The organism is Curtobacterium sp. MCBD17_013 (assembly GCF_003234565.1).
Taxonomy (GTDB): Bacteria; Actinomycetota; Actinomycetes; order Actinomycetales; family Microbacteriaceae; genus Curtobacterium.
In genome coordinates, this window is record NZ_QKTU01000004.1 from 115,220 (window position 1) to 140,411 (window position 25,192).

A 25,192-nucleotide genomic window follows, 5' to 3' on the forward strand; every position below is an offset into this window, starting at 1 on the left:
GCCTACCGGGTGTCGTTCAGCGGGCGGCGTCGCCGCGGGTGTCGTTCAGCGGGCGGCGTCGCCGCGGCTGTCGTTCAGCGGCCGGCGTCGCCCTTGGGCCGACGCCACCACGGGAGCTCGTGCTCGGGGATCTCGTCGACGACGTCGGTGTCCCACTGGTCCGCCTCGCCGCCGACCGCTTCGGGGGACGTCGACTCGGCGCCGTCGGACCCTCTGGTCTCAGCGTGCCGGGACGGCCGGGCCGCCCATCCGAGCGGGAGCTGGGGCAGCGCGGCCTCGCGTTCCCGCTCGCGCTCGCGCTCGAGCTCGCGGACGACCTCCGGGTCCCCGTCGGACACCGGCTCGGTCGGCTGCTCGGGGTGCGCGATCGTCGCACCACTGCGTCCCGTCACGCGGAACCGGGAGTGGCCACCGGTGCGGCCGCCCACCGTCGTCGTGTCCGCCGCCCCGGCCCGGCCGAGCGCGCCGAGGAACCCGCCGTCGTCGTCCTCGGTGATGGTGTCCACGGGGAGCGGGGCGGCCGCCTCCGCATCGTCGTCGCGCCAGCGTTCACGGCGGGGCAGCCAGGAGTCGCGCTCCGGCCACCGCACCAGGTCGCTGCCGACCGCGAGCGCGAGGACCGCCGGCACACCGGCCTCGAGCGCGGCGAGTGCCCCGACGGCGACGGGGGACGGCCCGACGGTGACGAGTCGTCCGGGGCCGAGGGAACCGGCGGTCAGCCACGCGGCGAGTCCCGTCGCCAGCCCCGCCACCACGCCGATGCCGACGCCGGCGATGGCGCGGCGTCCGGCCGTGTTCCCCTCCGCGAGGGCGCGGACGAGCCGCGGGCGGAGCAGCGCGGCGACGAGGAACGCCCCGACGGCGGGCACCAGCACGGACAGCAGGCCGAACGCGTGTCCTCCGGTGGGAAGCGCGCCGAGGACGGGGATGCCCGGGATCGGACCGAGGGTCGTGCCGATCGGCGAGACGTCCGACCCGGTGCCGATCGCGAACCCGGGGCCGACGATCCACGCCATCGCCCAGCCGACGAGGTCGGGCAGGAACGCGAGTTCACCGACCGTGATCGCGAGACCGCCGACGAGTCCCGCGTGCGACTGCTCGTAGAGCGTGATGACCTGGGCGTACGACCCGAGCACGAGCAGGGCGACGAGCAGGGCCGCCGCGGTCACGAGCACCGCCACGACGCCGAGACCGCCGCGCAGCGCCACGTCGGTCACGGAGCGCCACGGGCCCGGGATCCGGTCGACGGCGTCGAGCACCGCGGCGGTCGCGGGGTCGGGATCGGCGCCCCGGCGGCGTCGGGCGACCTCGGCCGCCACGAGCAGCGGCACGGCGTACCAGAGGGTCGGCAGCAGGACCGACTGCCAGATCGAGGGACGAGCCGCGACGCTGACGGTCGACAGCGCGACGGCGAGCGCCAACGCGGCGACGACGACGATGCCGGCGATGCTGCCGGTCACGCGGTGTTCGGTCTCGGCGAGGCGTCGACCGGCGCGTGCGCCGAGCCACGCGGTGATCACCGCGAACCCGAGCGCCGCGATCGTCAGGACGATGGGCGCGTCGGCGCCGCTGAGGCCGGTCGCCTTGGCGGTGGCGGCGTCGAGCACGAAGGTGACGTCGACGCCGTGGCCGATCAGCCAGACGCTCCCCGCCGCCCGCCAGAACGCGAGCCACGGGACCTGCAGGCCGTACTCGATGCCCCAGAGGAGCGTCAGCGGCACGAGGGCGATCCCGACGCCGACGGCGACCGTCACGACGGCCTCGACGGCGGCGAAGAGAGCGGTGCCCGGGCGGTTCATCGCGGACGAGGATACGGGAGGGCCCGCCGCACACCGGGTCGGCGCGCGGCGGGCCGGGCGACACTCAGCCGAGTGCGGCGACTGCCTCCCGCAGCAGGGCCGCGGTCTCGCTCGGGGTCTTGCCGACGCGGACCCCGGCGGCCTCGAGCGCCGCCTTCTTCGCCTCGGCCGTGCCGGCCGAGCCGGACACGATCGCCCCGGCGTGCCCCATGGTCTTGCCCTCCGGCGCCGTGAACCCGGCGACGTAGCCCACCACCGGCTTCGTGACGTTGGCCTTGATGAAGTCGGCCGCGCGTTCCTCGGCGTCGCCGCCGATCTCGCCGATCATGACGATCGCGGTCGTCTCGGGGTCGGCCTCGAACGCGGCGAGCGCGTCGATGTGCGTCGTGCCGATGACCGGGTCGCCGCCGATGCCGATCGCGGTGGAGAACCCCAGGTCCCGGAGCTCGTACATCATCTGGTAGGTCAGCGTGCCCGACTTCGACACGAGGCCGATCGGCCCCTTGCCCGTGATGTTCGCGGGGGTGATGCCGACGAGGGACTCACCCGGCGTGATGATGCCGGGGCAGTTCGGCCCGATGATCCGGGTCTTCCCGCCGAGCGCCTTCGCGTGTGCCCAGAACTCCGCCGCGTCCTGCACCGGGATGCCCTCGGTGATGACGACGACGAGGGGGATCTCGGCGTCGATGGCCTCCATCACGGCGTCCTTCGCGAAGGCCGGCGGGACGAACACGATCGACGTGTCCGCTCCGGTCTCCTGGATGGCCTCGGTCACCGAGCCGAACACGGGCAGGGTGACGTCGCCGTGTGTGACCGTCGTGCCGGCCTTGCGCGCGTTCACGCCGCCGACGACCTTCGTCCCGGCCTTGAGCATGAGCGCGGTGTGCTTCGTGCCCTCGCCGCCGGTGATGCCCTGGACGATGACCTTCGAGTCCTTGTCGAGGAAGATGGACATGGTGCTGGTCCCTTCTAGGCCGCGGCCGCGGCGAGTTCGGCGGCCTTCTCGGCCGCGTCGTCCATGGTCGCCACGACGGTGACGAGCGGGTGTGCCGCCTCGGCGAGGATGCGCCGGCCCTCGTCCACGTTGTTGCCGTCGAGCCGCACGACGATCGGCTTCGTGGCCGCGTCGCCGAGGATCCCGAGCGCGGCGACGATGCCGTTCGCGACGGCGTCGCACGCGGTGATCCCGCCGAAGACGTTGACGAAGACGCTCTTCACCTGCGGGTCCCCGAGGATGACGTCGAGGCCGTTGGCCATGACCTCCGCCGAGGCGCCGCCGCCGATGTCGAGGAAGTTGGCGGGCTTGACGCCGCCGTGGCGCTCCCCCGCGTACGCGACGACGTCGAGCGTCGACATGACGAGCCCGGCTCCGTTGCCGATGACGCCGACCTCGCCGTCGAGCTTGACGTAGTTGAGGCCGTGCGCCCCGGCCTTCGCCTCGAGCGGGTCGGCCGAGGCGCTGTCCTCGAGCGCGGCGTGGTCCTCGTGCCGGAAACCCGCGTTGTCGTCGAGCGACACCTTGCCGTCCAGCGCGAGGATCTGGCCGTCCTCGGTGCGGACGAGCGGGTTGACCTCGACGAGCGTGGCGTCCTCGCCCTGGAACACGCCGTAGAGCGCGACGAACACGGGCACGACCGCGGGGATCAGGTCCTCGGGGAACCCGGCCTGGCGTGCGATCTGCTCGGCCTCGGCGTCGTTGATCCCGGTGAGCGGGTTGACCTCGACGCGGGCGAGTGCCTCGGGCTTCTCGACCGCGAGCTGCTCGATCTCCATGCCGCCCTCGACGCTGACGAGCGACAGGTACGAGCGGTTGGCGCGGTCGAGCAGCACGGAGAAGTAGAACTCCTCGGCGATCTGCGCGCCCTGCGCCACCATCACGCGGTGCACGGTGTGGCCCTTGATGTCGAGCCCGAGGATGGCCTGCGCGGCCTCGTACGCCTCGTCGGGGGTCTTCGCGACCTTGACCCCACCGGCCTTCCCACGCCCGCCGACCTTGACCTGCGCCTTCACCACGACGACCCCGCCGATGCGCTCGGCCGCCGCGCGGGCCTCGTCGGGGGTGTCGGCGATGATGCCCTGCAGGACGGGGACGCCGGAGGACTCGAAGAGGTCCCTGGCTTGGTACTCGAAAAGATCCACGCTGTTCTTCCTCACCGCGATGTGCGTCTTCGGGCAGCGCCGTCGTCGTGCGTCGGCGCTGGTCGGACGGTCGCACTCGACGTCGAGGTCGCTCGATGTCGAGACAACGGCCGCGGCCAGCCTAGCGCTCCGGGCCGGTCGTACCCCGGCCGCCGGGTCGCCTCCGAGCGGCGCTCCGGCAGGGTGTCGTGCATGAGCGATGACATCCGCGACCGTGCCGAGGCGACCGCCCGCGAGGTCTTCGGTTGGGAGGCCCTGCACGCCGGCCAGGCCGAGGCGATCGAGGCGGTGGTCGGCGGACGTGACACCCTCGCCGTGATGCCGACCGGCTACGGCAAGTCCGGCATCTACCAGGTGGCGGGGCTCCTCATCGACGGCCCGACCGTCGTCGTCTCCCCGCTCATCGCGCTGCAGGACGACCAGGTGGCGGGGCTCGAGGCGCGAGAGCAGACCGGCGGACCCCGTGCGGTCGCCGTCAACTCGACCCGGTCCGCGGGCGAGGTCGAACAGGCATGGGCCGACCTGGCGAGCGGAGACGCCGAGTACGTGTTCCTCGCGCCCGAGCAGCTCGCGAAGGACGAGGTCGTCGAACGCCTGCTCGACCTCGGCGTGCGCCTGTTCGTCGTCGACGAGGCCCACTGCGTGTCGAGCTGGGGGCACGACTTCCGCCCCGACTACCTCGTCCTCGGCGAGGTCGTCGAGCGGCTCGGTCACCCGACGGTCCTCGCCATGACCGCGACCGGCTCGGGTCCGGTCCGGTCCGAGATCGTCGAGCGGCTCGCCATGCGGGACCCGCTCGAGCTGAGCCGCGGGTTCGACCGGCCGAACCTCCGGCTCGAGGTCGTGCGTCACAGCGACGACGACGGCAAGCGGGCCGCCGTCGTCGAGCAGGTGGCGGCCCTCCCGGTCCCCGGTCTGCTGTACGTGGCGACCCGCAAGGAGACCGAGTGGTACGCGGACGAGCTGGCGGACCGCGGGCGGAACGTCCGCGCGTACCACGCCGGACTCAAGGCGTCCGAGCGGCAGGAGGTGCACGAGGCGTTCCTCGCCGGCACCCTCGACGTCGTCGTCGCGACGAACGCGTTCGGCATGGGCATCGACAAGCCGGACGTGCGCTTCGTCGTGCACGCCGACGTGCCCGAGTCCGTCGACGCGTACTACCAGGAGATCGGCCGGGCCGGACGCGACGGCGATCCGGCGACCACGACCCTCCACTACCGGGCCGAGGACCTCGGGCTGCGGCGGTTCTTCGCGTCCGGCACGCCCGCCAAGGCGAAGCTCCGCACGGTGTTCGACGCCGTGCCCGACGACGGCGCGATCCGTCGTCCCGAGCTCGCCGAGGCGGCGGAGGTGCCCACGCGGTCCCTCGGCCGCTACGCGAACGCCCTCGTCGAGGGCGGGGCGCTCGAGGAGACCGAGGACGGCCTCGTCCGCACCGACGACGACGCCGCGCGGGACGCGGACGCCGCCGCCGACGCCGCGGTCGCCCGCGCCGAGGACCGTGAGCGGATCGAGGAGTCGCGCATCGCGATGATGCGGCAGTACGCCGAGACCCTCGGTTGCCGACGCCAGTTCCTGCTCGGCTACTTCGGCGACGAGCTGCCCCAGCCCTGCGGCAACTGCGACACGTGCGCCTCCGGCTCGGCGTACGCGCAGGACGCCCACGTGGCGGACGGCTCGAACGACGCCGCGTACCCGCCGGACTCCGAGGTCGAGCACGACGAGTGGGGTCACGGGACCGTCATGAGCACCGAGGAGGACCGGATCACCGTGTTCTTCGAGTCGGTGGGGTACCGCGTGCTGTCGATCGACGCGGTGCGCGAGCGGGGCCTCCTGCGGACCGTCTGACGGCCGTCGTCACCCGCTGCCGGCGGCCCGGCGCGGGTCGGGGAAGGCGCGGCCGCTCGACCACCCGTCGGCGGCCGCGCTCCACTCCCCCGAGCCAGAGCAGCCTGGCCCCCGCGGGCGTCGCGCAGGTGACCGCCCGGTGAACACCGCGTGGCGGATCGCGGTCCGATGCGTCGCCACGGCGTTGCCTGTGCGGCACCTCCGGATGCCGGGGCCGGGAGGCCCGGTGCGGGTACCCAGGAACCGTCACCCGACGCGGTGGCCCAGCGGCGCACCCGCGCCGACCCGACGACAGGAGTCACCATGAGCAAGGACGTCAACACGAAGGCCCAGCAGCACCTCGGCGAACTGCTCCAGCAGCGTGCGTTCGACCGGTTCGGCGAGGTGTGGGCCGAGGACGTCGTCGACCACGACCCGGCTCCGGGCGCCGCTCCGGGGCTGGCGGGCATCGTCGCCTTCTGGCAGGAGTTCACGACCGCGTTCCCGGACGTCGCCCTGCAGCCCGAGACGCTCGTCGCCGACGACGACTCCGTCTCGGTCGTGTTCACGATCACCGGCACGCACAGCGGCGAGTTCCAGGGCCACGCGCCCACCGGCCGGACCTTCCGCGTCCGGGGACTGCAGACCGCGCGGTTCGAGGACGGCAAGATCGTCGAGCGCTGGGGCGCGACCGACGAGAAGGGCCTCGCCGAGCAGCTGCACCTGACCGGCGGCGAGACGCACTTCGTCACGGCCTGACCCCGACCGCCCCGCTCCGCACACCGGCGCGGGGCGCCCCTCGGCCACCGTCCGGAGGCACACCCCGGCCGGACCGAGTACGAACGAACGGGGACGGCACCACGGCCGTCCCCGCCACCAGCACCACGGGAGGACCCCATGAGCGACCCCGCCATCGGACCGGACGACGACGCCACCGAGCTCCGCGAGCAGACGACGACCGACGACCAGGTCGCGTTCGACGAGGACCCGGACGCGATCCAGGAGTCCATCGAGACCGTCACGAACGACGCCGTCGCCGGCGAGACCGTTGATCCGGAACCGGGCGACGGCACGGCGAACGGACCGACCGGCGGTGCCCCACGCGAGGGCGAACCGATCCTCTGGGAGAACGACGGCGAGGACGAGCCCGAGTCCCAGGGCGTCGACTTCGGCAACGACGAGTACCGGTCGCTCTGACGAGCGTCTCCCCGGCCGTCCGCCGGTTCGCGGCGGACGGCTCGCTCGTCATGGCGGGCGGCCGCGCGATCCTGCTGCAGATCGCGGACCCGGTCGTCGCGGCCGGTGTCGCCCGGCACAGTGACTTCGCGCACCGACCGCAGCAGCGGCTCGTGCACACGCTGCAGTACGTCTACGCGGTCGTGCTCGGCTCGCCCGCCGACGCCCGCGCCGCAGCAGCGTTCGTCGAGCACGCCCACCGACCCGTGCAGGGCGCCGACGACCCGGACCACCAGCTCTGGGTCGCCGCGACCCTGTACGAGTCGGCGCTCCGCATGCACGAGGTGCTCCGCGGTCCGGTCGACCCGGCGCTGGCCGCAGCCGTGCTCACCGCGTACGAGCCGCTCGGCGGCGCGCTCCGAGTCCCCGCGGACCGGTGGCCGTCGACGCCCGCGGCCTTCGACGCGTACTGGCGCCGGGCCTCCGCGGCGCTCCGGGTGACCGACGAGGCACGCGGGGTGGTCCGGGACCTGTTCCACCCGCGCTTCGCGCCCGTCTGGATCCGCGCGCTCATGCCCGTCGCGCGGATCGTCACCGTCGGGATGCTGCCGCCCGACCTGCGGACGGCGTACGGGTTCGCGTGGGGAGGCTCCGAGCAACGCCGGTACGACCGCACCGTCGCCGTGCTGCGCCGGGTCGTGGCGGCGGTCCCGGGACCGGTGCGGCGCCTCCCGGTCCGGATGCTGCTGCGGTCGCTCCGACGGGCGGCCGCACGCCGCACCACCGTCGCCGGCCGCTGAGCGTCAGGCGCTGAGCCTCGGCCGCTGAGCGTCGGGCGCTGAGCATCAGGCGCTGAGCCTCAGCCGCTGAGCGCCAGCCGCTACGGTGGTCGGCATGGGGGCCGACCACTTCGCCATCACCGTGCCGCGGACCTGGTTCGAGCTGCCGGTCCGACCCGAGCACCGCGACGACGCGATCAGCGCCCTCGTGCAGGAACGGGTCGGGGACCAGCCGACCCTGCGGGAGCACCGCACCGAGATCGTCCGGATCCTCCGACGGTTCGCCCGGTCCGCCTGGGACTCCGGCGCCCGGTACTGCGCCGCGTTCGCGGAACCGAGCGACGACGGGATCGTGTCCGGTGCGCTGACGGTCAGCATGCTCCCGGCGCCCGGCGGGGACGACGATCCGCTCACGGCGCTGACCGACCGGGTCGCCATGCTGGCCGATCGGGACAGCGGTGACGACGAGGCTGCGCGCGCGCACGTCGACCTCCACGACCTCCCCCGCGTCGGCCGGGTCCCACGGACCTGGGGCATCAGCCGGATCGTCGATCCGTCCGGGCAGCGGTCGTTCCCCGTCGCGACGATGCAGACGTTCGTGCCGATGGACGACCAGGTGGCACTCGTCAGCGTCGCCTCACCCGCGGTGGACCTCGCCGAGGCGCTGTTCGACCTCTTCGAGGCGGTGACGGACACGTTCGAGCTCATCGACGCGGGCGCGAGCGGTGCCACGGATCAGGAGGCGCGGTGATGCGCCTCCGGTTCCGTCGCCGTCGTCGTCCGGTCACCGTCGTGCCCGAACGGGTCGCGCCCGACGACGTCACGCGCATGGCCGCGGACGGCCGACTCGCACGGGTCGTGACGACGCCACCGCCCGCGCCGCGGGCGAGTGCCGGACGGGTGCGGGACCTCCTCGCGGTGCTCCCGGAGCGGCCGCTCGGGCACACCGCGGCCACCGACGCCACGGCGCCGGCGCGGCCCGCCGCTGCCGTCGTCCTCGTGCTCGACGACGACCGACGCGTGCTCGTGCGTGGCCCCGGGGTCCTCGGACGCGACCCGTCGCTCCACGCCGCCGGGATCGACGACGACACCGTGCACCGGATCACGCTCGACGACCCGGATCGGTTGCTCAGCCGGACCCACCTGGCGTTCGGGTTCGGGGCCGAGGGCTCGTTCTGGGTCCTCGACGCGGACTCCGCCAACGGCGCCGAGCTGCACCGCCCGGGGTTCCCTTCCACGATGCTCTCGCGGGGCCAGCGCACCACGATCCGCCCGGACGACGTCGTCGTCTTCGGGGGTCACGTGCTCCGCACCGAACCGGCGACCGCGCTCGTGCCCGAGACACCGCTCGACTGACGGCGCGCACGCGATCAGTCGCCCTCCGGCACCTGCACCACCCGGAGGACGCCGTCCGCGTCGTGCAGCAACCCCCGCCCGGGCATGCGGTCCTGACCCAGCGCGCTCTTGGTCAGGCGCGCACCGATCAGGTCGCCGTCGACGGTGCTCAGCGGGGCGAGGAGCAGGCCCCGTCGCGCCTTCTTGGCGTCCACCTGCCAGCCGCGGAACCCGCTCGCCACGCCCTCGACGTCACCGCCGAGCACGAGGCCGACGCGGCGCCCCCGCTCCGACGCCATGATCGCGCGGAACACCGGCTCGGCATCGGTCTCCTTGAGCAGCTCCGCGTCGTCGACGAGCACGAGGGTGAAGCCCTCCGCCCCCTCGACCGCCGCGGCGAGGTCGTCCGCGCTGAGTCCGGGATCGGTGAACACGGTGCACCGTGCGTGCTCGGCCGCGAGTGCGCGCAGCGGTGAGTCGCGCGGGACGACCGCGACGACGCTCCCGCCCGTGTCCAGGGCGTGTCGGGCCATCGCGACCAACGTCGTGCTCTTGCCTGAGCGGGCGCTCCCCGCGACGACGAACACCGCGGTGTCGTCGACGAAGTCGTGGGTGTGGAAGCGGAGCTCGTCGCCGCCCACACCGACCCCGATCCTCCCGGCGCGCGCATCGGCGACCGGCAGGTACCGGACCGCCTCGGAGCGCGTGATCCCCTGCGGGAGCGCATCGACCCGGACCGGCCGGGGCGCGTCCGCGGCCACCAACGCTCGGACCTCGTCACCGATCCCGCGGAGGGCGTCGGCCTGCGCCCGCCCGGTGGCGCCACCGGGGAGCACGGCGATCTGGGTCTCGGTGGCCGTGGCGTTGCGGAACCCCCGACCGGGCGGGATGATCTCGGGCAGCTTCTTGCCGTTCACGCCCTCGTACGCGTAGTCGCCGCGGTCCGCCAGGGCGAGCAGGAGCTTCCGCTCGACCTGGCTCGACATGCGCCCGGCGGTGAGCGTCCGATCCCCGGTGACGACGAGGTGCACGCCGACGCCGACGCCCTCGCGCAGGAGCGTCTGGACGGCGTCGTGCAGTGCGCCGTTCTCGACCTCGGCCAGCGAGGACATGAAGCCCTCCCACTGGTCGAGCAGGACCACGACGTGGGGCATGGGGACCTCGTCGGCGGCGGGCGCGGCCTCGCGCTGCTCGGCGATGGACCCGTACCCGCCGCGGGCGAACGCCGTCTGCCGCGTCCGGACGAGACCGAGCAGGGTGGTCACCAGCCGCGCGACACGTTCCGGCTCGTGTCGCTGCACCACTGCACCGCAGTGCGGGAGCGCGCCGATCGGCAGGAGGGCACCGTTGCCGCAGTCGATGCCGTAGAGGTGCACGTCCCCGACACCGAGCCGCAGGGCCATCGCGCCGGCGAGGGTCCGCAGCGCCTGACTGCGTCCGCTCCGCGGCGAGCCGATGACGAACAGGTGGCCGTCCTGGTCGAGGTCGAACACCAGGGGCCGCTGCTCCTGCCGGTCCGGGTGGTCCTCGAGCCCCCAGGCCACCGCGAGCGGCGCCGTCGCCGCGGACACGGCCTCCACGTCGGCCAGGGTCACGAGCGACGGCAACGGTGGGAGCCACGGCTTGCGCTGCTCGGGGACGCCGACCGCCATGGCCGCGTCGCCGACGGCCCGGACCAGCACGCTGAGGTCCGTGACCTCGACGTCGGCCAGGTCGGAAGCCGTCGCAGCGCGGCGCGGTGCCGGTTCGCTGAGGTCCGCGAAGCTCCGCTCGCGCACGAGCGGAGCGACGTCCGCGTCGTCGCCGACGCCCCCTGGACGACGACCCCCGACGCGACCGGTCTGGAACGGCAGGAGCGACGCCGCGCCGAGCCGGACGTAGGCGCGTCCGGGCGTGGTCTTCGGGATCCGCGCCGCGTCGTTCGCCCCGATCACGTCCTGGCTCTCGGACTGGTCGGTCACCCGCAGCGCGATGCGGATGTTCGTGTTCGCCCGGATCTCGGGCGACACGACGCCGCCCGGCCGCTGGGTCGCGAGCACCAGGTGGATGCCCAGCGAGCGGCCCCGCTGCGCCACGTTCACCAGGCCCTTCACGAAGTCCGGGAGTTCGCGGGCGAGCGACGCGAACTCGTCGATCACGATGACCAGACGGGGCAAGGAGGGAACCGAGGCGTCACCCGCCGCCGCCCGTTTCGCGCGGAGGTCCTGGTGGTCCTCGAGATCCTTGGCGCCGACCGCGGCCAGGGCGTGCTCGCGGCGGCGGAGCTCCGCCCCGAGCGACTCCAGCGCGCGCTCGACCTGGTGGGTGTCGAGGTCGGTCACCATCCCGACCGTGTGCGGCAGGTCGACGCAGTCCTTGAACGCCGCGCCGCCCTTGTAGTCGACGAGGACGAACACCATCTCGTCCGGGCGGTTCGCCACCGCGAGCGACGCCACCAGCGACTGCAGCAGTTCGGACTTGCCGGACCCCGTCGTGCCGGCGACGAGCCCGTGCGGCCCGTCGCGGTGCAGGTCGATCGCGAAGGCGCCGTCGATGGACTCGCCGATCACGGCCGTCGTGCTGCGCCCGCCGAGCATCCAGCGCGCCTGGACGGCCTCGGACGTCGGCGGTTCGAGCGCGAGCACGTCCAGCAGCCGGGACGACGACGGCACCGCGCCGTCCTCGACGTCGGGGCTCGCGTCGACGATCGGCGACAACGACCGCGCCACCCACTCGAGCCAGTCCTGGTCCACCAGGTCCGGGCGGGCGTCGTCGATCCGCTCGCTCCGCTGCTGGCGGACGCGGAGGCGGCCGTCGCGGACGACGACCACGGCGTCGCACTCCTCCGGGAGCAGGCGCTCGTCGAGGTCGAGGCAGATGCTGAAGACGCCGACCGCCGGGCCCTCCTTGAGCACCTGGACGAGCGACGGCATGGCGCGGAGCCGGCGCGCGCCGTCCATGACGACCACGATCTGGCCGGCGTGCTGCGCCTGCCGCCCGGCCCGGACACCGGCCTCCTTCCGGGCGTCGATGGTGGCGGACAGCTCCGCGATGAGCCGTGCGGTACCGGCCGCGGTGGACGCGATGCTCGTGACCGGCTGGTCGGCGCCGTCGCGGCGGACGTGTGGGAGCCACGACATCCACTCCCACAGACCCGTCCTGGTCGAGTCGGTGAGCAGCGCGAACGTCAGGTCCTTCGGGCTCTGCAGCGTCGCCAGTTGCGCGACCACCCAGTTCGCGATCCGGCGCGCGTCGTCCCCCGGGCCCGCGATCCCGAGCACGCCCCGCTCGGCGAGCTCGATCCGCACCGGGACGTCGCGGGCGTCCCACGTGACCGTCCGCTTGTGCGAGAGCTGTTCCGGGTCCTCGAGCGTCACCTCGGACCGCTGCGTCGCGGTGCCGACGCGGACGAGCAGGTGGTCGGGGTCGGTCGGGCGGCGTTCCCAGAGGCGCGGGAGCGGCCCGACGGCGGTCTCGTACACGTCCGCGGGATCGGGAGCGCTGGCGATCCACCGCGCACGCTCACGTCGGAGGGACTCGGTCGCGTCCGCCTCGATCCGCGCCCGGGTGTCCTCGTACTCGGCCACCCGCTGCCGGTGGGTCTTCTTGCCCTGCCGTCGGCCCTGCAACCCGGTGATCACCATGACGAGGGGCGAGAGCAGGGCGACGAGCAGGTAGATCCAGCGGCCCGTCGTCGACACGAACATGACGGCCATGCCCATCGGGGCCAGGGCCATGAGGATCGGCAGGGCCCTGGCCGGCGGCTCGATCGGCGGCACCGGCAACTGGTACCGCGCGTGGTCGTCCGGCGGCAGGATGCGGGGTGGCCGGTTGTACTCCAGGGCCATGCCGTCCTCGGCGAGCGCGAGGTGCGCTCCGCGGCTCCGCGGGCGTCCGTACGCGAGCAAGGCCGACCCGATCGTGAGCTGCGCGTCCTCGGCCCATGCGGTTTCCGTCACCACGGGGTCGCCGTCGAGCGCGGCACCCGCGTACCCGTTGACCGGGCGCACGGTCGCGCCGTCCGGACCGACGGAGACCAGGAGCGCGATGTCGGGCACGCCCTGGCCGCCGAGCGCCGCGGCGGCGTCCGCCAGGCCGTCGGCCTGGGTGGCGGCCTCCACGCGGAGCTGGGCCGCCGCCCCCGAGCCGATCGTGACGATCCCCGCGTCGGCCCGGACGACCGTGCCCGCGTGCGGTCCGGACACGATCCGGACCTCGCCGAGTGACAGCGCACGGACGGGAGGCGGTGGGACGGCCTCGGCGCTCCGGCTCACCACCACGCCGTCACGGACACCGGAGGCGGCGATCGACGCGTCGAGGTCCAACGGGCGCTCGCCCACGAAGTAGGTCGCCGGGCCGGTGGCGGACGTGACATCGGTCGCGAGCAGCCGCTCGGCCTCGGCCACGACCTCGCGGACCGCCCGCCCGGTGTCGCCATCGACGTGGACGTTGGCCGTCTGCCCGCTGTCGCGGTCCACCATCGTGAACGTGAACGTCATCCTGCTCCCCCTCGCCCCGCCATCGTGGCGGGCACCTCTGACAGCGGGGCCCCTTAGCACATGCGATTGCATGAACTGTGGAGAACCGCTGTGCGGCCGACGCGTCGATGGTAGTGTCGCGCCGTGGAACGCCCCGAACGGGGGGAAATACAGCATGACTCCGGGGAAAGGGAGCACCAGTGGCGAACATCAACGTGTCCTACGCGGACCTCGAGGCAGCGGCATCCGACCTCAAGGCGGGGCAAGCCGACATCGAGGACCGTCTGTCCGCGCTGCAGCGCAAGATCCAGCAGCTCATCTCCGACGGCTACGTCACCGACAAGTCGTCCGTGGCGTTCGGTGAGTCCTACGACGAGTTCAACCGGGGCGTCACGCAGACGGTGCAGGGCCTCGACGGGCTCTCGTCCTTCCTGACGAAGGCGTCGCAGACCCTGTCCGAGACCGACGAGTCGCTCGCATCGGGCCTCAAGGGCTGACATCGCTCCACGACCCGTGCGCCGTCCGCGGCGCACGGGTCGTGGGCGTATCCGCGCGACGGGGAGGGACATCGCCATGGCAGACCGGCTGCTCGTCGACCTCATGGGTCTCGGCGAACTGGAACGGGACCTGACGACCGTGCACCGCACGCTGGAGCGTGCGCACAAGCAGGTCGACGCATCCGACGACGAGATCGGATCGCGGGTCGTCCAGGGTGCGCTGCACGACTTCGACCACCGGTGGGAGGACAAGCGCCGGAAGATCACGGACTCCACCGCGGCCCTCGCTGCCATGCTCACGACGTCCGAGCGCGCCTACCGCGAGACCGACGCCCACCTCGCCTCCGCCCTGCGGGTCGACGACCAGGCCGGTGGGCCCACCGCCGCCGGATCGGCGCGGTAGCCGTGTCCCGTCCCACGGGCTGGGCGGTCGTGGACCAGGGGTTCGACCCGGTCCCCGGCGACCCCACCGTCGTCCGCATGATGGCCCGTGAGTACCAGCGCATCTCGGAGGCCGCAGACGACGCGACCACGCGCCTCCGGTCCGTCCGCGGCTCGGGCTGGCTCACCGATTGGCAGGGTGAAGCCGCCGACGTCTTCGTCCGCGCGATCCAGGACACCCCCACCGACCTCGCGAAGCTCGTGCACTCGTACGCCGACGTCGCCACCGCGCTCCTCGGGTGGGCCGACGTCGTCGACCACACGCAGTACCGCGCCGACGGTGCCCTCGCCGACGCCAAGGACGCAGCCGGCGACCTCGACGCCGCCCGTCACCGGCTCGACGACGCCCAGGCGACCGCGGCGCACTACGCGGCGACGGCCTCCCGTCTCACCGCGCTCGCCGCCGCGCACCCCGCCGGCTCGACGCCGCCCACCGGCGCGGAGGTCCCGACCCCGGCGCAGCTGCGCGCCGCGTCCGACAACGCCGCCGTGGCATCCGACGGGGCCGAGGCCGCACAGAGCTCCATCACCGCCGCGCAGTCCCGGATCGACGCCGCGAAGCGTCTGGTCGCCGAGGCCCGTGGCGACTGGGAGGACGGCGAACGTCGCACGGCGACCGCGATCGGCCACGCGGCCGACGCCGGTCTCGGCAAGCAGTCCGTCTGGGACGAGGTGTTCCAGTCCGAGGTCTGGAGCGACATCGTCTCCGTGGCCAAGGTCGTCGTGGCCGTGGGGGGCGTCATCGCGCTCATCGTCGGCGGTCCGATCGCCTGGATCGTCGCGGGTGTCGCGCTCCTCGTGCTCGCCGACACCGTCTACAAGATGACCAAGGGCCAGGCGGACGGGTGGGACCTCGCGTTCGCGGCCCTCGACTGCATCCCGATGGGCAAGGGGATCACCACCGCGGCCCGGGTCGGCGAGGAGTTCGCCAAGGGCGCGGGACTCGCGGGCGGGATCGCCTCCGCAGGCAGGCACGTCGGTTCCGAAGTGGTGAACACGGCGCGGTCGTTCACCGCGCTCCCGCACCTCGTCGCCAACGTGCGGCACGGGACGGCGCTCCGGTCGGTGGAGTCGCTCCGCGCGTTCGTCGTCGCGGGGCTCCCGGCCGGGGTGCGGGACGTGCGGAACGCGCGCGGCGCCTTTCGCGATGGCGTGGAGGCGTACTGGCGGTCCGACCTCCCCTCGGTCGCCGCTCGCGCCCGGCACTGGCAGGGCACAACGAGCGGTTGGAAGAGCGGCTACCCGGGGGTCGACCCCTGGCGCTCGGGTCGGCCGACGTCCATCGTCGGCCAACGCCTGCAGGTGGTCGGGAACGGCGAGTTCTACGTGATGAGCGAGGGACCCGCACACGATCTGATCACGACTGGTGGTGACGCCGCGCAGTACGCCGCCAGCGTGCAGGTCGGAGTGCACGACGCGAGCGGCCCGTTCCAGACCTTCCGGCCGCAGGGCGAGACCTACCTGGTCACCCAGCCCCTGCCGCACGCCGTCGGATCGGCAGTGGCCAATCCGCAGTACGGCGCAGGCGGCGCGAGCGAGGTCTTCATCCCAGGTGACCGCTCGTCGTGGGGCACGGCCTTCCAGTCGATCGACCGGCCTCTCATGGATCCTGCCAGTGTCCATCCCCTCCCCGGCACGCTCCGGATGGAGGAGTACGGCTCCGCACTCCGTTCCATGGGTGTCGGTGCTCGCGGCCTCGTCGTGGCGACGCCCTGGGACTACGCCGACGACCTCCGGCATCACGTCGTCGCTGCGCAGTGAGCCCCCGCGGGATCACGCGAGGCGGCGAAGAGATCCTGCCGCGCTCGGCGAGTTGGGCGACCCAGCCCGCCGGCGACGGCACGGGTCGGCTCGTCGTGCCGCCGTCGCACGTCCCGATGTGGCCCGAGTACGGGCGGCTACTCGGCCTCGTCAACTGGTACCAGGCGTCCGGGTACGAACTCCTCGAACACCGAGGGCCAGCGATGGAGCGAGGGAACGAGATCATCGCTGACCGACGGATGACGCTGCTCGGTCCTGTGCCGACGCCCGCCGAGTTCGCGGCGCGGTGGGTGCTGCCGCCGGGGACCACGTACGAGGCCGTACCGGCCCTCGGGCACGACGGTGACGGACTGCGGGTCCGCGACGGGCTCGAGGCTGGCGGCTCGCGGTACGCCGTGGACCTCCGCTTCGCTCGTCCGGGCACGGAGACGGTCGCGACCGACACCGCCGATCCGGTCATGCGGCGTCCGATCCCGCTCCGTGCCGCGCTCCGCGACCCCGCTGACCCGGAGGGCGGATGGGGCCGTCTCCCCGCACTGGTGGCTCAGCTCCGCGGTGCGGGCGCGCGCGTGCACTCCGCCTTCGGCCGCTACCGGCGCTTGTCCGGACTGGTCGAGCACTCGGCGGGCGTCCGGGTGTCGGGCCACCACGTCTGGTCGGAGCTGCTCGCGACGGCGGCACTGCCGGCCGGTGTCCTCGTCGAGGACTTCGGCGACGGCCACGGCATCGTGCGCGACTTCCCCCAACCGTTCCGCGCGGAACGACCCCGATTCGCGTTGGTCCTCGAACCGTGAACCGGACGCCGACGTCACACGCGGAATCCGTCGCGGCCGGAACCGGTGACCGCAGTCGAAACGGGCAGCGCATCGCGGCCATGATGGAGTTCGACGGGGAGCCCGGGAGCCGGGAGCCCGGTACCGCCTCCCTCGACCACCGACGACGACGGGATGACCCCATGCCCCTGACGCCTCCGCGGAACGCGCACCGCGACATGATGCTCCGCTCGAAGTACGGGTTCGCCGAGGCACAGGTCATCGTCCTCCGACACGAAGAGCAGGGTGTTCCGTTGGCGGTCAGCACGCCAGCGGGTGTTGCACTGGTGTTGGGGTTCACCGTGCCCGAGGACGCCCTCGCTCGCATCCCTGCGGGGACCCCTGCCCGGATGCTGTCGATCCCGGTGCACGAGCTCCTCCGTCGGATCCCCGACGAGTGGGGTCTCGTGGTCGACATCGACCGCCCTTTCCCGCAGGTCGTGCAGCCCGATGAGAAGGCGGCGCTGGTGAGCGCCAGTGGGCCGTTTCCCGTCGGCGCGCAGGTCGCGCTCGATCGGGTGACGCGTCGGGATCGGCGGTTCATCGAGGCACTCCAAGCGCACGCTCCCGCCACCGCAGAGACACCGCGCGTGTGGGTCTTCCGACATGCGGTCGAGTCCCTTCCGGAAGACCTGCTCGTGGTCGTCACCGCTCGCGATCAGGACGCCGCGCTGCGGTACGCCGAGGCGGTGTACGACGTGTCGTCGTCGCTGGGCGTGCCCGATCCGGTCACCACGACGTGGATCGACGAACTGCCCGTCGAGCACGCGATGTGGGTCAGGACGCAGGACCCCGTGTCGACCGCGCTCGGTGCGACGGATCCGACGACGACGTGAGCGCACGACGGTGGTGACGCCCACGGACAGCCCGCGCGGATCGAGCCGCGGGGGCCCGGAGGACCCGTCGTACCCATCGCGGATCACCGTCGGACCCGCTGGCAGAAGAGACGGAGTCCGGCCCAGCACGCGCTCGAAGGCCCGTGGTCGTGATGCGCTCGCGCGCCCGCAGGAGCATCGTGGGCTCGTGACCACGGACCGCATCACCCGCGACGACACCGCCAGCTTCCCGGAGTTCGACGGCCTGACCGCCCACCCCGACCACCCGATGACGCTCGCGCGACGCTGGCTCGACGCCGCGACCGCCCGGGAGGTCCGCGAACCGCTCGCGATGACCCTCGCCACCGCGAGCCTCACGGGTGTGCTCAGCGCCCGGACCGTCGACGTCAAGGAGTTCGCCGACGAGGGGCTGCTGTTCGGCACGGGCACGGACACCCCCACGGGCGTCGAGCTCACGGCGAACCCGAACGCCGCCCTGCACGCCTACTGGCGCGAGACGGGGCAGCAGCTCCGGTTCGAGGGGCACGTCGTGCGCCTCGACGACGCCGCGGCCGACGCCCTGTTCGCGGCGCGCTCCCCGAAGTCCCGGGCCGCGACCGCGGCGTCCCACCAGTCCGCGGCGTTCCCCGCCGAACACGACCCGCGGTCGGTCGTGGACGACCTGATCGCGCAGGCCAACGCCCTGCTCGACGAGCACGGCGACGACGTGCCCCGACCACCCGCATGGGCCGCGTACCGCCTCGTGCCGGACGTGGCGGAGTTCTGGCTCAGCGCCCGCGACCGCGTGTACCGGCGCCTGCGTTACCGGAGCGCGGAGGGCTCCTGGCGGGTCGACCGACTGCAGCCCTGACCGGTCCTACCCTGAGGTCATGGCACACCGCGCCGTCGTCCGCACCGCCACCGCCGCGGACGCCCGCGGCATCGCGACGGTCCACGCCGTGTCGTGGCGCGAGACGTACGCGCACCTCGTCGACGGGGAGGACCATCCCGCGTTCCAGGTGGAGCCCCGCGTGGTGCGGTGGGAACAGAACCTCGCCGCCGGGTCCTTCGGCACGGTGGTCGCGGTCGTCGACGACCGGGTGATCGGCTTCGCCACGACCGCTGACCCCGACGACCCCGACGGGGACGAGCAGCCGACCGGCCCTGCCGCCGACGACCGCCCCGCCGCGCGCCACCCCACCGAACTGACCATGCTCTACGTCCTCGCCGCCGCGCACGGCACCGGGATCGGCCAGGCACTCCTCGACGCGGCGCTCGCGGACCGGCCGGCGTCGCTGTGGGTCGCGGCCGACAACCCGCGGGCGCAGGCCTTCTACCGGCGCAACGGGTTCAGGACCGACGGCACCACCGGCGCGTTCCCGCCGATCGGCGCGACCGTGCGCATGGTGCGCTGAGCAAGACGGGAGGCCCGACCCGGCTCCCGCGGATCGTCAGAGCTTCTCGATCGGCGCGATCTTGATGAGGAGCTTCTTGCGCCCGGCCGTGTCGAACTGGACCTCGGCGATCCGCTTCGCCCCGTTCCCGGTGACCGCGGTGACGCGTCCCTCGCCGAAGTCGACGTGCGAGATCCGGTCCCCCGGCGCGAGCTCCATGTCGCCGTTGTCGCGCACCTGCCCCGAGACGCTGTTCGACCACTCGGTCTTCGGGCGGGTCTTCGCCGCGGCCGTGGCCCGGTCGAAGCTGCCGCCCGCGAACCCGCCGCCGCGTCCGCGCCAGCCCGCGCCGCCGCCCGGTCCGACGCCGCCCTCGCGCCGGGCGTTCAGGGCGCGGGGTTGCGTGCCACCACGGCTGTTCGCCATGCCCGGTGACTGCTTCCACTCGATGAGCCCGTCCGGGATCTCCTGGAGGAACCGCGAGGGCATGGCCACGTTGACGTCACCGAACTGCGCGCGCGTCATCGCGAGCGAGAGGAACAGGTGCTTCCGAGCGCGGGTGATGCCCACGTAGAACAGACGGCGTTCCTCGGCCGGGCCACCGGGCTCGCCGGCGGACATGCGGTGCGGGAGCAGGTCCTCCTCGATGCCGGTGAGGAACACCGCGTCGTACTCGAGCCCCTTCGCGGTGTGCAGCGTCATGAGCGAGACGGTGCCCGAGGAGTCGTCGAGCTCGTCGGCCGCGGCGACCAGGGAGACCTCGGTCAGGAAGTCCGAGAGCGTGCCGTCGGGGTTGTTCTTCTGGAACTCCCGCGTGACCGCCACGAGCTCGTCGATGTTGTCGGCGCGGGCGGCGTCCTGGGCGTCCGGCGACATCCGGAGCACCTCGAGCAGCTTCGAGCCGTCGAGCAGCTGCGTCAGGGTGTCGACCACGGGCTGCGTCGGGGCCTTCTCGGCGACGGCGTCGAGCAGCGCCGCGAAGTCGGTGATCGCCGTGCGGACCTTCGGCCCGAACCCGAGTTCGTCGGCGTGCCGGAGGGCCTCGCGCAGGGAGACCTCGTTCTGGTCGGCGTACCGCTGCAGGGCCGTCTCGGTGACGGCGCCGATGCCGCGCTTCGGGACGTTGAGGATCCGGCGCAGCGAGAGCGGGTCCGCGGGGTTCGCGACGGTGATCAGGTACGCCATGGCGTCCTTGATCTCGGCACGCTCGTAGAACTTCGTGCCGCCGAGCACCCGGTACGGGATCGCCGCGCGGATGAAGATCTCCTCGAGTGCACGGGTCTGGGAGTTCGTCCGGTAGAACACCGCCATGTCGCGGTAGTCCATGTGCTCGTCGTCGTGCAGCCGCTGGATCTCGTCCGCGACGAACTGGGCCTCGTCGTGCCCCGTGTAACCCGTGAAGCCCGTGATCTTCTCGCCGGCCCCGACGTCCGTGAACAGGTTCTTGGCCTGCCGGTCGAAGTTGTTCGCGATCACGGCGTTGGCGGCGTCGAGGATGTTCTGCGTCGACCGGTAGTTCTGCTCGAGCAGGATCACCCGGCTGTTCGGGAAGTCCCGCTCGAACTCGACGATGTTCCGGATGTCCGCCCCGCGGAAGGCGTAGATCGACTGGTCGGAGTCGCCGACCACGGTGAGCGACGCCGGCGCGATCGACCCGTCGGGCTCCCGCATGCGGTCGACGTGCTGCCCCGATGCCTCGAGCGCGTCGACCTGCTCGGGTGCGACCGGCCGTGTGAGTTCGCGGATCAGGGCGTACTGGGCGTGGTTCGTGTCCTGGTACTCGTCGACGAGCACGTGCCGGAAGCGCCGCTGGTAGAGCGCGGCGACGTCGGGGAACGCCCGGAACAGGAACACCGTCTGCCCGATGAGGTCGTCGAAGTCGAACGCGTTCGCCCGCCGGAGCTCGCGTGAGTACTGCCGGAACACCTCGAGGAACATGACCTCTTGCGGGTCGTTCGTGTTGATGTCGCGGGCGTAGGACTCGACGTCCTGCAGCTCGTTCTTGAGCTTGGAGATCTTGTTGGCGGCGGCGCCGACCGTCAGCCCGAGCGCGTCGGCCTCGAGGTCCTTGAGGATCCGCTTGAGCAGTGCGCGCGAGTCCGCGGAGTCGTAGATCGTGAACGACGACGTGAACCCGAACCGCTCGGACTCGCGTCGGAGGATGCGCACGCACGCCGAGTGGAACGTCGAGATCCACATGCCCTCGGCCGCCCCGCCGACGAGCGCCTGGACACGCTCGCGCATCTCGGCCGCGGCCTTGTTCGTGAACGTGATCGCCAGGATCTGACTCGGCCAGGCCTCGCGGTTGGCCAGGAGGAGCGCGATGCGCCGGGTGAGCACACTCGTCTTGCCGGATCCCGCGCCCGCCACGATGAGGAGGGACTCGCCGCGGTACTCGACCGCGGCCTTCTGCTGCGGGTTGAGGCCGGCGGTGAAGGGGTCGTCGTAGGTGGCGGTGCCGCTGCGCGCGGGTCGACCCGCCCCGTCGTCGGGAGCGGAGTCGAAGGGGTCGAGCACGATCGTCATGACCGGGTCAGTCTAGGCGCGACCACGGACACCGCCACCGGACCGACGCCCGACCGCGGCCCGCATCCGGGCCTCCCGCGGCGCCGGGAGCTCAGCGGGCGAGACCGTCCCGGAGCGCGTCGAACAGCCGCCCCAACCGCGCCCGGTGGTCGTCGACGAGGGCGTCGGCCGGGGTCCCCGCGATCACGTGACGCGCGGTGACCACGAGGACGGTGGCGTAGCCCGCCACGACGAAGGCCGCGAGCAGGGTCGGATCACCGTCGGACGACCCGTCCTCCCGGACCGCGTCCTCGAGGGTCCGCTGCAGTTCCGCGCCGATCTCGCGCGCCCGGGCAACGAGGGCCGAGGACTCCGCCACGGTCCGGAAGAACGGACCGGACCGGTCGTCGAGCCCGGACAGGGGATGCCGTTCGTCGACGAGCCGCAGGGCCACGGCGTGCAGTGCAGCCAGGACGTCGGTGCCGGCGGGACGCGACCGCACCGCCGCACGGAGCAGCTCGGCGGCGTCGAGCGAGCGGTCGAGGAACAGGTCCTCCTTCCGCGGGAAGTGGTTGAAGACGGTGACGCTGGACACGCCGGCGGCCCGCGCGACCTCCGCGACGGTCACGGCGTCGAAACCGCGTTCGTGGAACAGGCCGGACGCGATCGCGGCGATCCTGGCTCGCGTCTCGGGTCCACCGCGCGCTGTGGTCCGTGGCATCGTTCCTCCACTTGCTTGTGTAACTACACTTACTCACATAAGGTCATGGTCATGTCCGACCCGACCACCAGCGCCATCGTCCCAGGCGCGCGATCCACCCGGCGCGCGCCCACCTCGCTCCGACAGGCGTGGCCCGCCCTGCTCGGCCTGTCGGCCGTGTTCCTGTTCGAGATGCTCGACAACGCGATCCTCAACGTCGCACTCCCCACGATCGGCCGGGATCTGCACACGACGACGACGGGACTGCAGTGGGTGACCGGCTCCTACGCCGTCGTGTTCGGCGGGTCGATGCTCGTGTTCGGGGCGATCGCCGACCGGTTCGGGCGGCGGCGCGTCATGCTCGTCGGGCTCGTCCTGCTCGCCGTCACGAGTCTCGCGACCGCACTCGTCGGCTCGACCGGCGAGCTCATCGCGGTCCGGGTCGTGATGGGGGTCGCCGCCGCGATGACCACGCCGGGCTCGATGGCGCTGGCGTTCCGGCTCTTCGACCGCGACGACCTCCGCGTCCGCGCGACCACCCTGATCTCGACGGTCGGACTCGTGGGGCTCGCGATCGGACCGACCGTCGGCGGGTTCGTCCTCGCGGTCGCGCCGTGGCAGGTCCTCCTGCTCGTGAACGCCCCGATCGCGGTGCTGGCGATCATCGGGGTCCGCCGGGGCGTGGCCCCCGACGAGCCCGAGGAGCTCCACCGCGCGCCGATCGACGTCCTCGGTGCGGCGCTCGGCACGGCGACGATCGTCCTCGGCCTCGTCGCACCGACGCTCTTCGTCGACCGTGGTGCGCAGGACGGCGCGCCGTGGGCCGCGAGCCTCGCCGCCCTCGTGGCCGCGGCGCTCTTCGTGCTCCGCGAACGCACCGCGCAGCACCCCCTGCTCGACCTCGCCCTGGTCGCCCTGCCCCGCGTCTCGAGCGGACTCGCGTTCAAGGCCGCCGCCGGACTCGCCACCGCCGGGCTCGGGTACCTCGTGACCCTGCAGTTCCAGCTGGACTGGGGTTGGGCACCGGCACTGGCCGCCCTCGGCATGCTCCCGCAGGTCGCCGTCCTCGTCGCGGGCGGCCCGTTCGTCGGCCGGTTCGTCGACCGCGTCGGGATCGACCACGCGGCGTGGTCGAGCGCCGCCGCGGTGGTGGCCGGTCTCGCCGTGTACGGAGTGCTCGGGCGCTTCGGCTACCCCTGGGTCGCCGCCGCGCTCGTGCTCGAGGCCGCCGGCATGCGCGTCGTCGGGGTCGTCGCGGGCGTGAACGTCCTCCGCGGCCTGCCGTCGGCGCGCACGACGATCGGTGCCGCGCTCGTCGACACGGCCACCGAGGTCGCGTCCGGCGTCGGTCTCGCCGTCACGGGGACCGTCCTCGCCGCGTCCGCCGTCGGTCGGCTCACCGCGGGCGGGTGGACCGCCGCACAGACCGCGGGGTTCCGGGAGGCCGTGACCACCGGGTCCCTCGTCCTCACCGTCGTCGCCGCGGCACTCGTCGCCTGGGGGATCGCCCGCGGCCGACGTGCCGTGCCGCTCGGTTGAGCGGGGGCGCTCAGCGGAGCATCGACCGTGCGGCGAGCGCGAGGTCCGGCTGGTCCCCGAACACGCCGTCGACGCCCGTGCGCATCACCGAGGTGAACCAGCGGGCCCAGTCCCCGTGCGCCGCGAGGTCGCCGTCGCGCCGGAGTGGCGCGGGGAGGAACCGGTTCTCCGCGCGGAGCGTCCAGGTGAACACCGTCAACCCGGCGGCGTGGGCCCGCTCGACCAGGCCGCTGCGGACCTCCCGGTCGTCGCCCACGGCGACCGAGTCGACACCCGCCATCAGAGTCGACAGGTCCACGCTGATGCCGTCGAAGCGCGACGCGAGCCCGGCCAGGCCAGCGTCGGTGCGCTCCGCGGCGTACGTCGGGGCGGCGGAGCCGTGCCGGGCGCGCTCGTCGGCCGCCGCGCCCCGCCGCTCCATGAGGTAGACGGAGCGACCGCCCGTTCCCCGGGCCCTCAGGTCGAGGAGCACCTGCTTCTCGAAGCTCTCGAACGTGAGGCGCGGATCGGAGCGCCAGCCGGCCTCGCCGAGGACGGCGTCGACGAGCTCGTCGAGGGGCAACCCCTGGTCGGCGAAGAACGTGGCGTGCTTGACCTCGGCCACGAGCCCGACCGGGCGCGGTGCGGCGTCGAGCAGTGCGAGGAGGTCCTCGAAGCGGAGGATCCCCCCGCTGCCGTCGTACGCCGCGCTCGCCGGCCGCAGGGCGGGGAGAGGCTCGCGCACACGGAGGGTGCGCAGCTCCTCCCACGTGAGGTCCTCGGTGAACCAGCCGGTGACGCGCTGACCGTCGACGCGCTTCGTGGTGCGCCGGTCGCGGAACTCCGGTCGGGACGCGATGTCCGTCGTGCCCGAGATCTCGTTCTCGTGACGCAGGACGAGCACACCGTCCCGGCTCACGACGAGATCCGGCTCGATCGCGTCCGCGCCGAGCATCACCGCCAGGTCGTACGCCGCCCGGGAGTGCTCGGGACGGTGCCCGGAGGCGCCCCGGTGGGCGATGACGCGGGGCTGTGGAGACGCCGTGTACGCGTGCTCGTCGGGCATGCGCACGAGCGTACGGGCGTTCTCCCAGAGGACGGCGACAGGATCGCGAGCACACCGGTGATTGCAGCCCGTCACCACCAGGAGGCCCGCAGTCCGCTCATCGCGAATCCCCAGCCAGGCGCCGTCGAACGACCCTAGGCTGAGAGAACACGGATGTTCGCACCCGCGACG

The 25,192-nt window shown here is 73.1% G+C and carries 21 protein-coding genes; 14 read left to right on the forward strand and 7 right to left on the reverse strand.

All coding sequences use genetic code 11. The annotated features are described in order from the left end of the window. Window positions 1–74: 74 nt before the first annotated feature. From DEI81_RS06660 to sucC, 3 genes are all read right to left on the reverse strand, one after another. Window positions 75–1,799, reverse strand: a complete 1,725-nt coding sequence (locus tag DEI81_RS06660; RefSeq protein WP_111009747.1) for a DUF6350 family protein — start codon at window positions 1,797–1,799, stop codon at window positions 75–77. A 64-nt stretch (window positions 1,800–1,863) separates the two neighbouring features. Further along, window positions 1,864–2,754: a succinate--CoA ligase subunit alpha gene (gene sucD, locus DEI81_RS06665; RefSeq protein ID WP_111009748.1), complete on the reverse strand. Its 891-nt coding sequence runs from the start codon at window positions 2,752–2,754 to the stop codon at window positions 1,864–1,866. Window positions 2,755–2,768: 14 nt separating this feature from the next. Beyond that, entirely contained in the window at window positions 2,769–3,938 is a 1,170-nt protein-coding gene (sucC, locus tag DEI81_RS06670; protein WP_111009749.1) for an ADP-forming succinate--CoA ligase subunit beta, read from the reverse strand. Between the two features lie 192 nt (window positions 3,939–4,130). Here sucC and DEI81_RS06675 point away from each other — a divergent pair, with 192 nt between their 5' ends. The 6 genes from DEI81_RS06675 (at window position 4,131) to DEI81_RS06700 (ending at window position 9,076) form a co-directional block, all read left to right on the forward strand. Further along, window positions 4,131–5,786, forward strand: a complete 1,656-nt coding sequence (locus DEI81_RS06675) for a RecQ family ATP-dependent DNA helicase (RefSeq protein WP_111009750.1) — start codon at window positions 4,131–4,133, stop codon at window positions 5,784–5,786. A 303-nt stretch (window positions 5,787–6,089) separates the two neighbouring features. Then, the gene (locus tag DEI81_RS06680; RefSeq protein WP_111009751.1) at window positions 6,090–6,524 is read left to right on the forward strand and encodes an ester cyclase; all 435 of its coding nucleotides are present in this window, start codon (window positions 6,090–6,092) and stop codon (window positions 6,522–6,524) included. A gap of 138 nt (window positions 6,525–6,662) precedes the next feature. After that, window positions 6,663–6,962, forward strand: a complete 300-nt coding sequence (locus DEI81_RS06685; RefSeq protein ID WP_111009752.1) for a hypothetical protein — start codon at window positions 6,663–6,665, stop codon at window positions 6,960–6,962. Next, a complete protein-coding gene (locus DEI81_RS06690) occupies window positions 6,959–7,741 on the forward strand; it encodes an oxygenase MpaB family protein (protein WP_258368550.1) in 783 nt (260 codons plus the stop codon). The genes DEI81_RS06685 and DEI81_RS06690 overlap by 4 nt, the downstream gene beginning before the upstream one ends. A 94-nt stretch (window positions 7,742–7,835) precedes the next feature. Then, window positions 7,836–8,471 carry a hypothetical protein gene (locus tag DEI81_RS06695; RefSeq protein ID WP_111009754.1) on the forward strand — a complete coding sequence of 212 codons (636 nt, stop codon included), beginning with the start codon at window positions 7,836–7,838 and terminating at the stop codon, window positions 8,469–8,471. Next, window positions 8,471–9,076: an FHA domain-containing protein gene (locus DEI81_RS06700; RefSeq protein WP_111009755.1), complete on the forward strand. Its 606-nt coding sequence runs from the start codon at window positions 8,471–8,473 to the stop codon at window positions 9,074–9,076. The genes DEI81_RS06695 and DEI81_RS06700 overlap by 1 nt, the downstream gene beginning before the upstream one ends. 14 nt (window positions 9,077–9,090) lie before the next feature. On the opposite strand, the gene DEI81_RS06705 is transcribed toward DEI81_RS06700, so the two are convergent. Continuing rightward, window positions 9,091–13,533 carry an FtsK/SpoIIIE domain-containing protein gene (locus tag DEI81_RS06705; protein ID WP_111009756.1) on the reverse strand — a complete coding sequence of 1,481 codons (4,443 nt, stop codon included), beginning with the start codon at window positions 13,531–13,533 and terminating at the stop codon, window positions 9,091–9,093. Window positions 13,534–13,712: 179 nt separating this feature from the next. Between DEI81_RS06705 and DEI81_RS06710 the strand changes: the two genes are divergently transcribed. From DEI81_RS06710 to DEI81_RS06735, 7 genes are all read left to right on the forward strand, one after another. Continuing rightward, on the forward strand, window positions 13,713–14,009 hold the full coding sequence (locus tag DEI81_RS06710; protein ID WP_111009757.1) for a WXG100 family type VII secretion target: 297 nt from the start codon (window positions 13,713–13,715) through the stop codon (window positions 14,007–14,009). Window positions 14,010–14,085: 76 nt separating this feature from the next. Beyond that, window positions 14,086–14,412, forward strand: a complete 327-nt coding sequence (locus tag DEI81_RS06715; RefSeq protein WP_111009758.1) for a hypothetical protein — start codon at window positions 14,086–14,088, stop codon at window positions 14,410–14,412. Between the two features lie 2 nt (window positions 14,413–14,414). Next, on the forward strand, window positions 14,415–16,211 hold the full coding sequence (locus DEI81_RS06720) for a WXG100 family type VII secretion target (RefSeq protein WP_111009759.1): 1,797 nt from the start codon (window positions 14,415–14,417) through the stop codon (window positions 16,209–16,211). Then, window positions 16,208–17,005 (forward strand): hypothetical protein, encoded by a 798-nt coding sequence (locus tag DEI81_RS06725; RefSeq protein ID WP_111009760.1) that lies wholly within the window; start codon window positions 16,208–16,210, stop codon window positions 17,003–17,005. Before DEI81_RS06720 ends, DEI81_RS06725 begins: the two co-directional genes overlap by 4 nt. Window positions 17,006–17,166: 161 nt before the next feature. Continuing rightward, window positions 17,167–17,859, forward strand: a complete 693-nt coding sequence (locus DEI81_RS16180) for a hypothetical protein (protein WP_181435243.1) — start codon at window positions 17,167–17,169, stop codon at window positions 17,857–17,859. 187 nt (window positions 17,860–18,046) lie between these two features. Beyond that, complete coding sequence (locus tag DEI81_RS16185) at window positions 18,047–18,709, forward strand: pyridoxal 5'-phosphate synthase (RefSeq protein WP_181435337.1); 663 nt, start codon at window positions 18,047–18,049, stop codon at window positions 18,707–18,709. Window positions 18,710–18,728: 19 nt separating this feature from the next. Then, window positions 18,729–19,253 carry a GNAT family N-acetyltransferase gene (locus tag DEI81_RS06735; RefSeq protein WP_111009762.1) on the forward strand — a complete coding sequence of 175 codons (525 nt, stop codon included), beginning with the start codon at window positions 18,729–18,731 and terminating at the stop codon, window positions 19,251–19,253. A gap of 36 nt (window positions 19,254–19,289) precedes the next feature. Here DEI81_RS06735 and DEI81_RS06740 read toward each other — a convergent pair whose 3' ends face one another. Together DEI81_RS06740 and DEI81_RS06745 are read right to left on the reverse strand one after the other, a co-directional pair. Continuing rightward, entirely contained in the window at window positions 19,290–21,758 is a 2,469-nt protein-coding gene (locus DEI81_RS06740; protein ID WP_111009763.1) for an ATP-dependent helicase, read from the reverse strand. 91 nt (window positions 21,759–21,849) lie between these two features. Beyond that, entirely contained in the window at window positions 21,850–22,458 is a 609-nt protein-coding gene (locus DEI81_RS06745) for a TetR/AcrR family transcriptional regulator (RefSeq protein ID WP_111009764.1), read from the reverse strand. A gap of 51 nt (window positions 22,459–22,509) precedes the next feature. On the opposite strand from DEI81_RS06745, the gene DEI81_RS06750 reads away from it, so the two are divergent. Beyond that, window positions 22,510–23,976: an MFS transporter gene (locus DEI81_RS06750; RefSeq protein ID WP_111009895.1), complete on the forward strand. Its 1,467-nt coding sequence runs from the start codon at window positions 22,510–22,512 to the stop codon at window positions 23,974–23,976. Between the two features lie 10 nt (window positions 23,977–23,986). On the opposite strand, the gene DEI81_RS06755 is transcribed toward DEI81_RS06750, so the two are convergent. Then, window positions 23,987–25,021, reverse strand: coding sequence for a glycerophosphodiester phosphodiesterase family protein (locus DEI81_RS06755; protein ID WP_111009765.1), 1,035 nt, complete (start codon window positions 25,019–25,021; stop codon window positions 23,987–23,989). Between the last annotated feature and the right edge of the window lie 171 nt (window positions 25,022–25,192).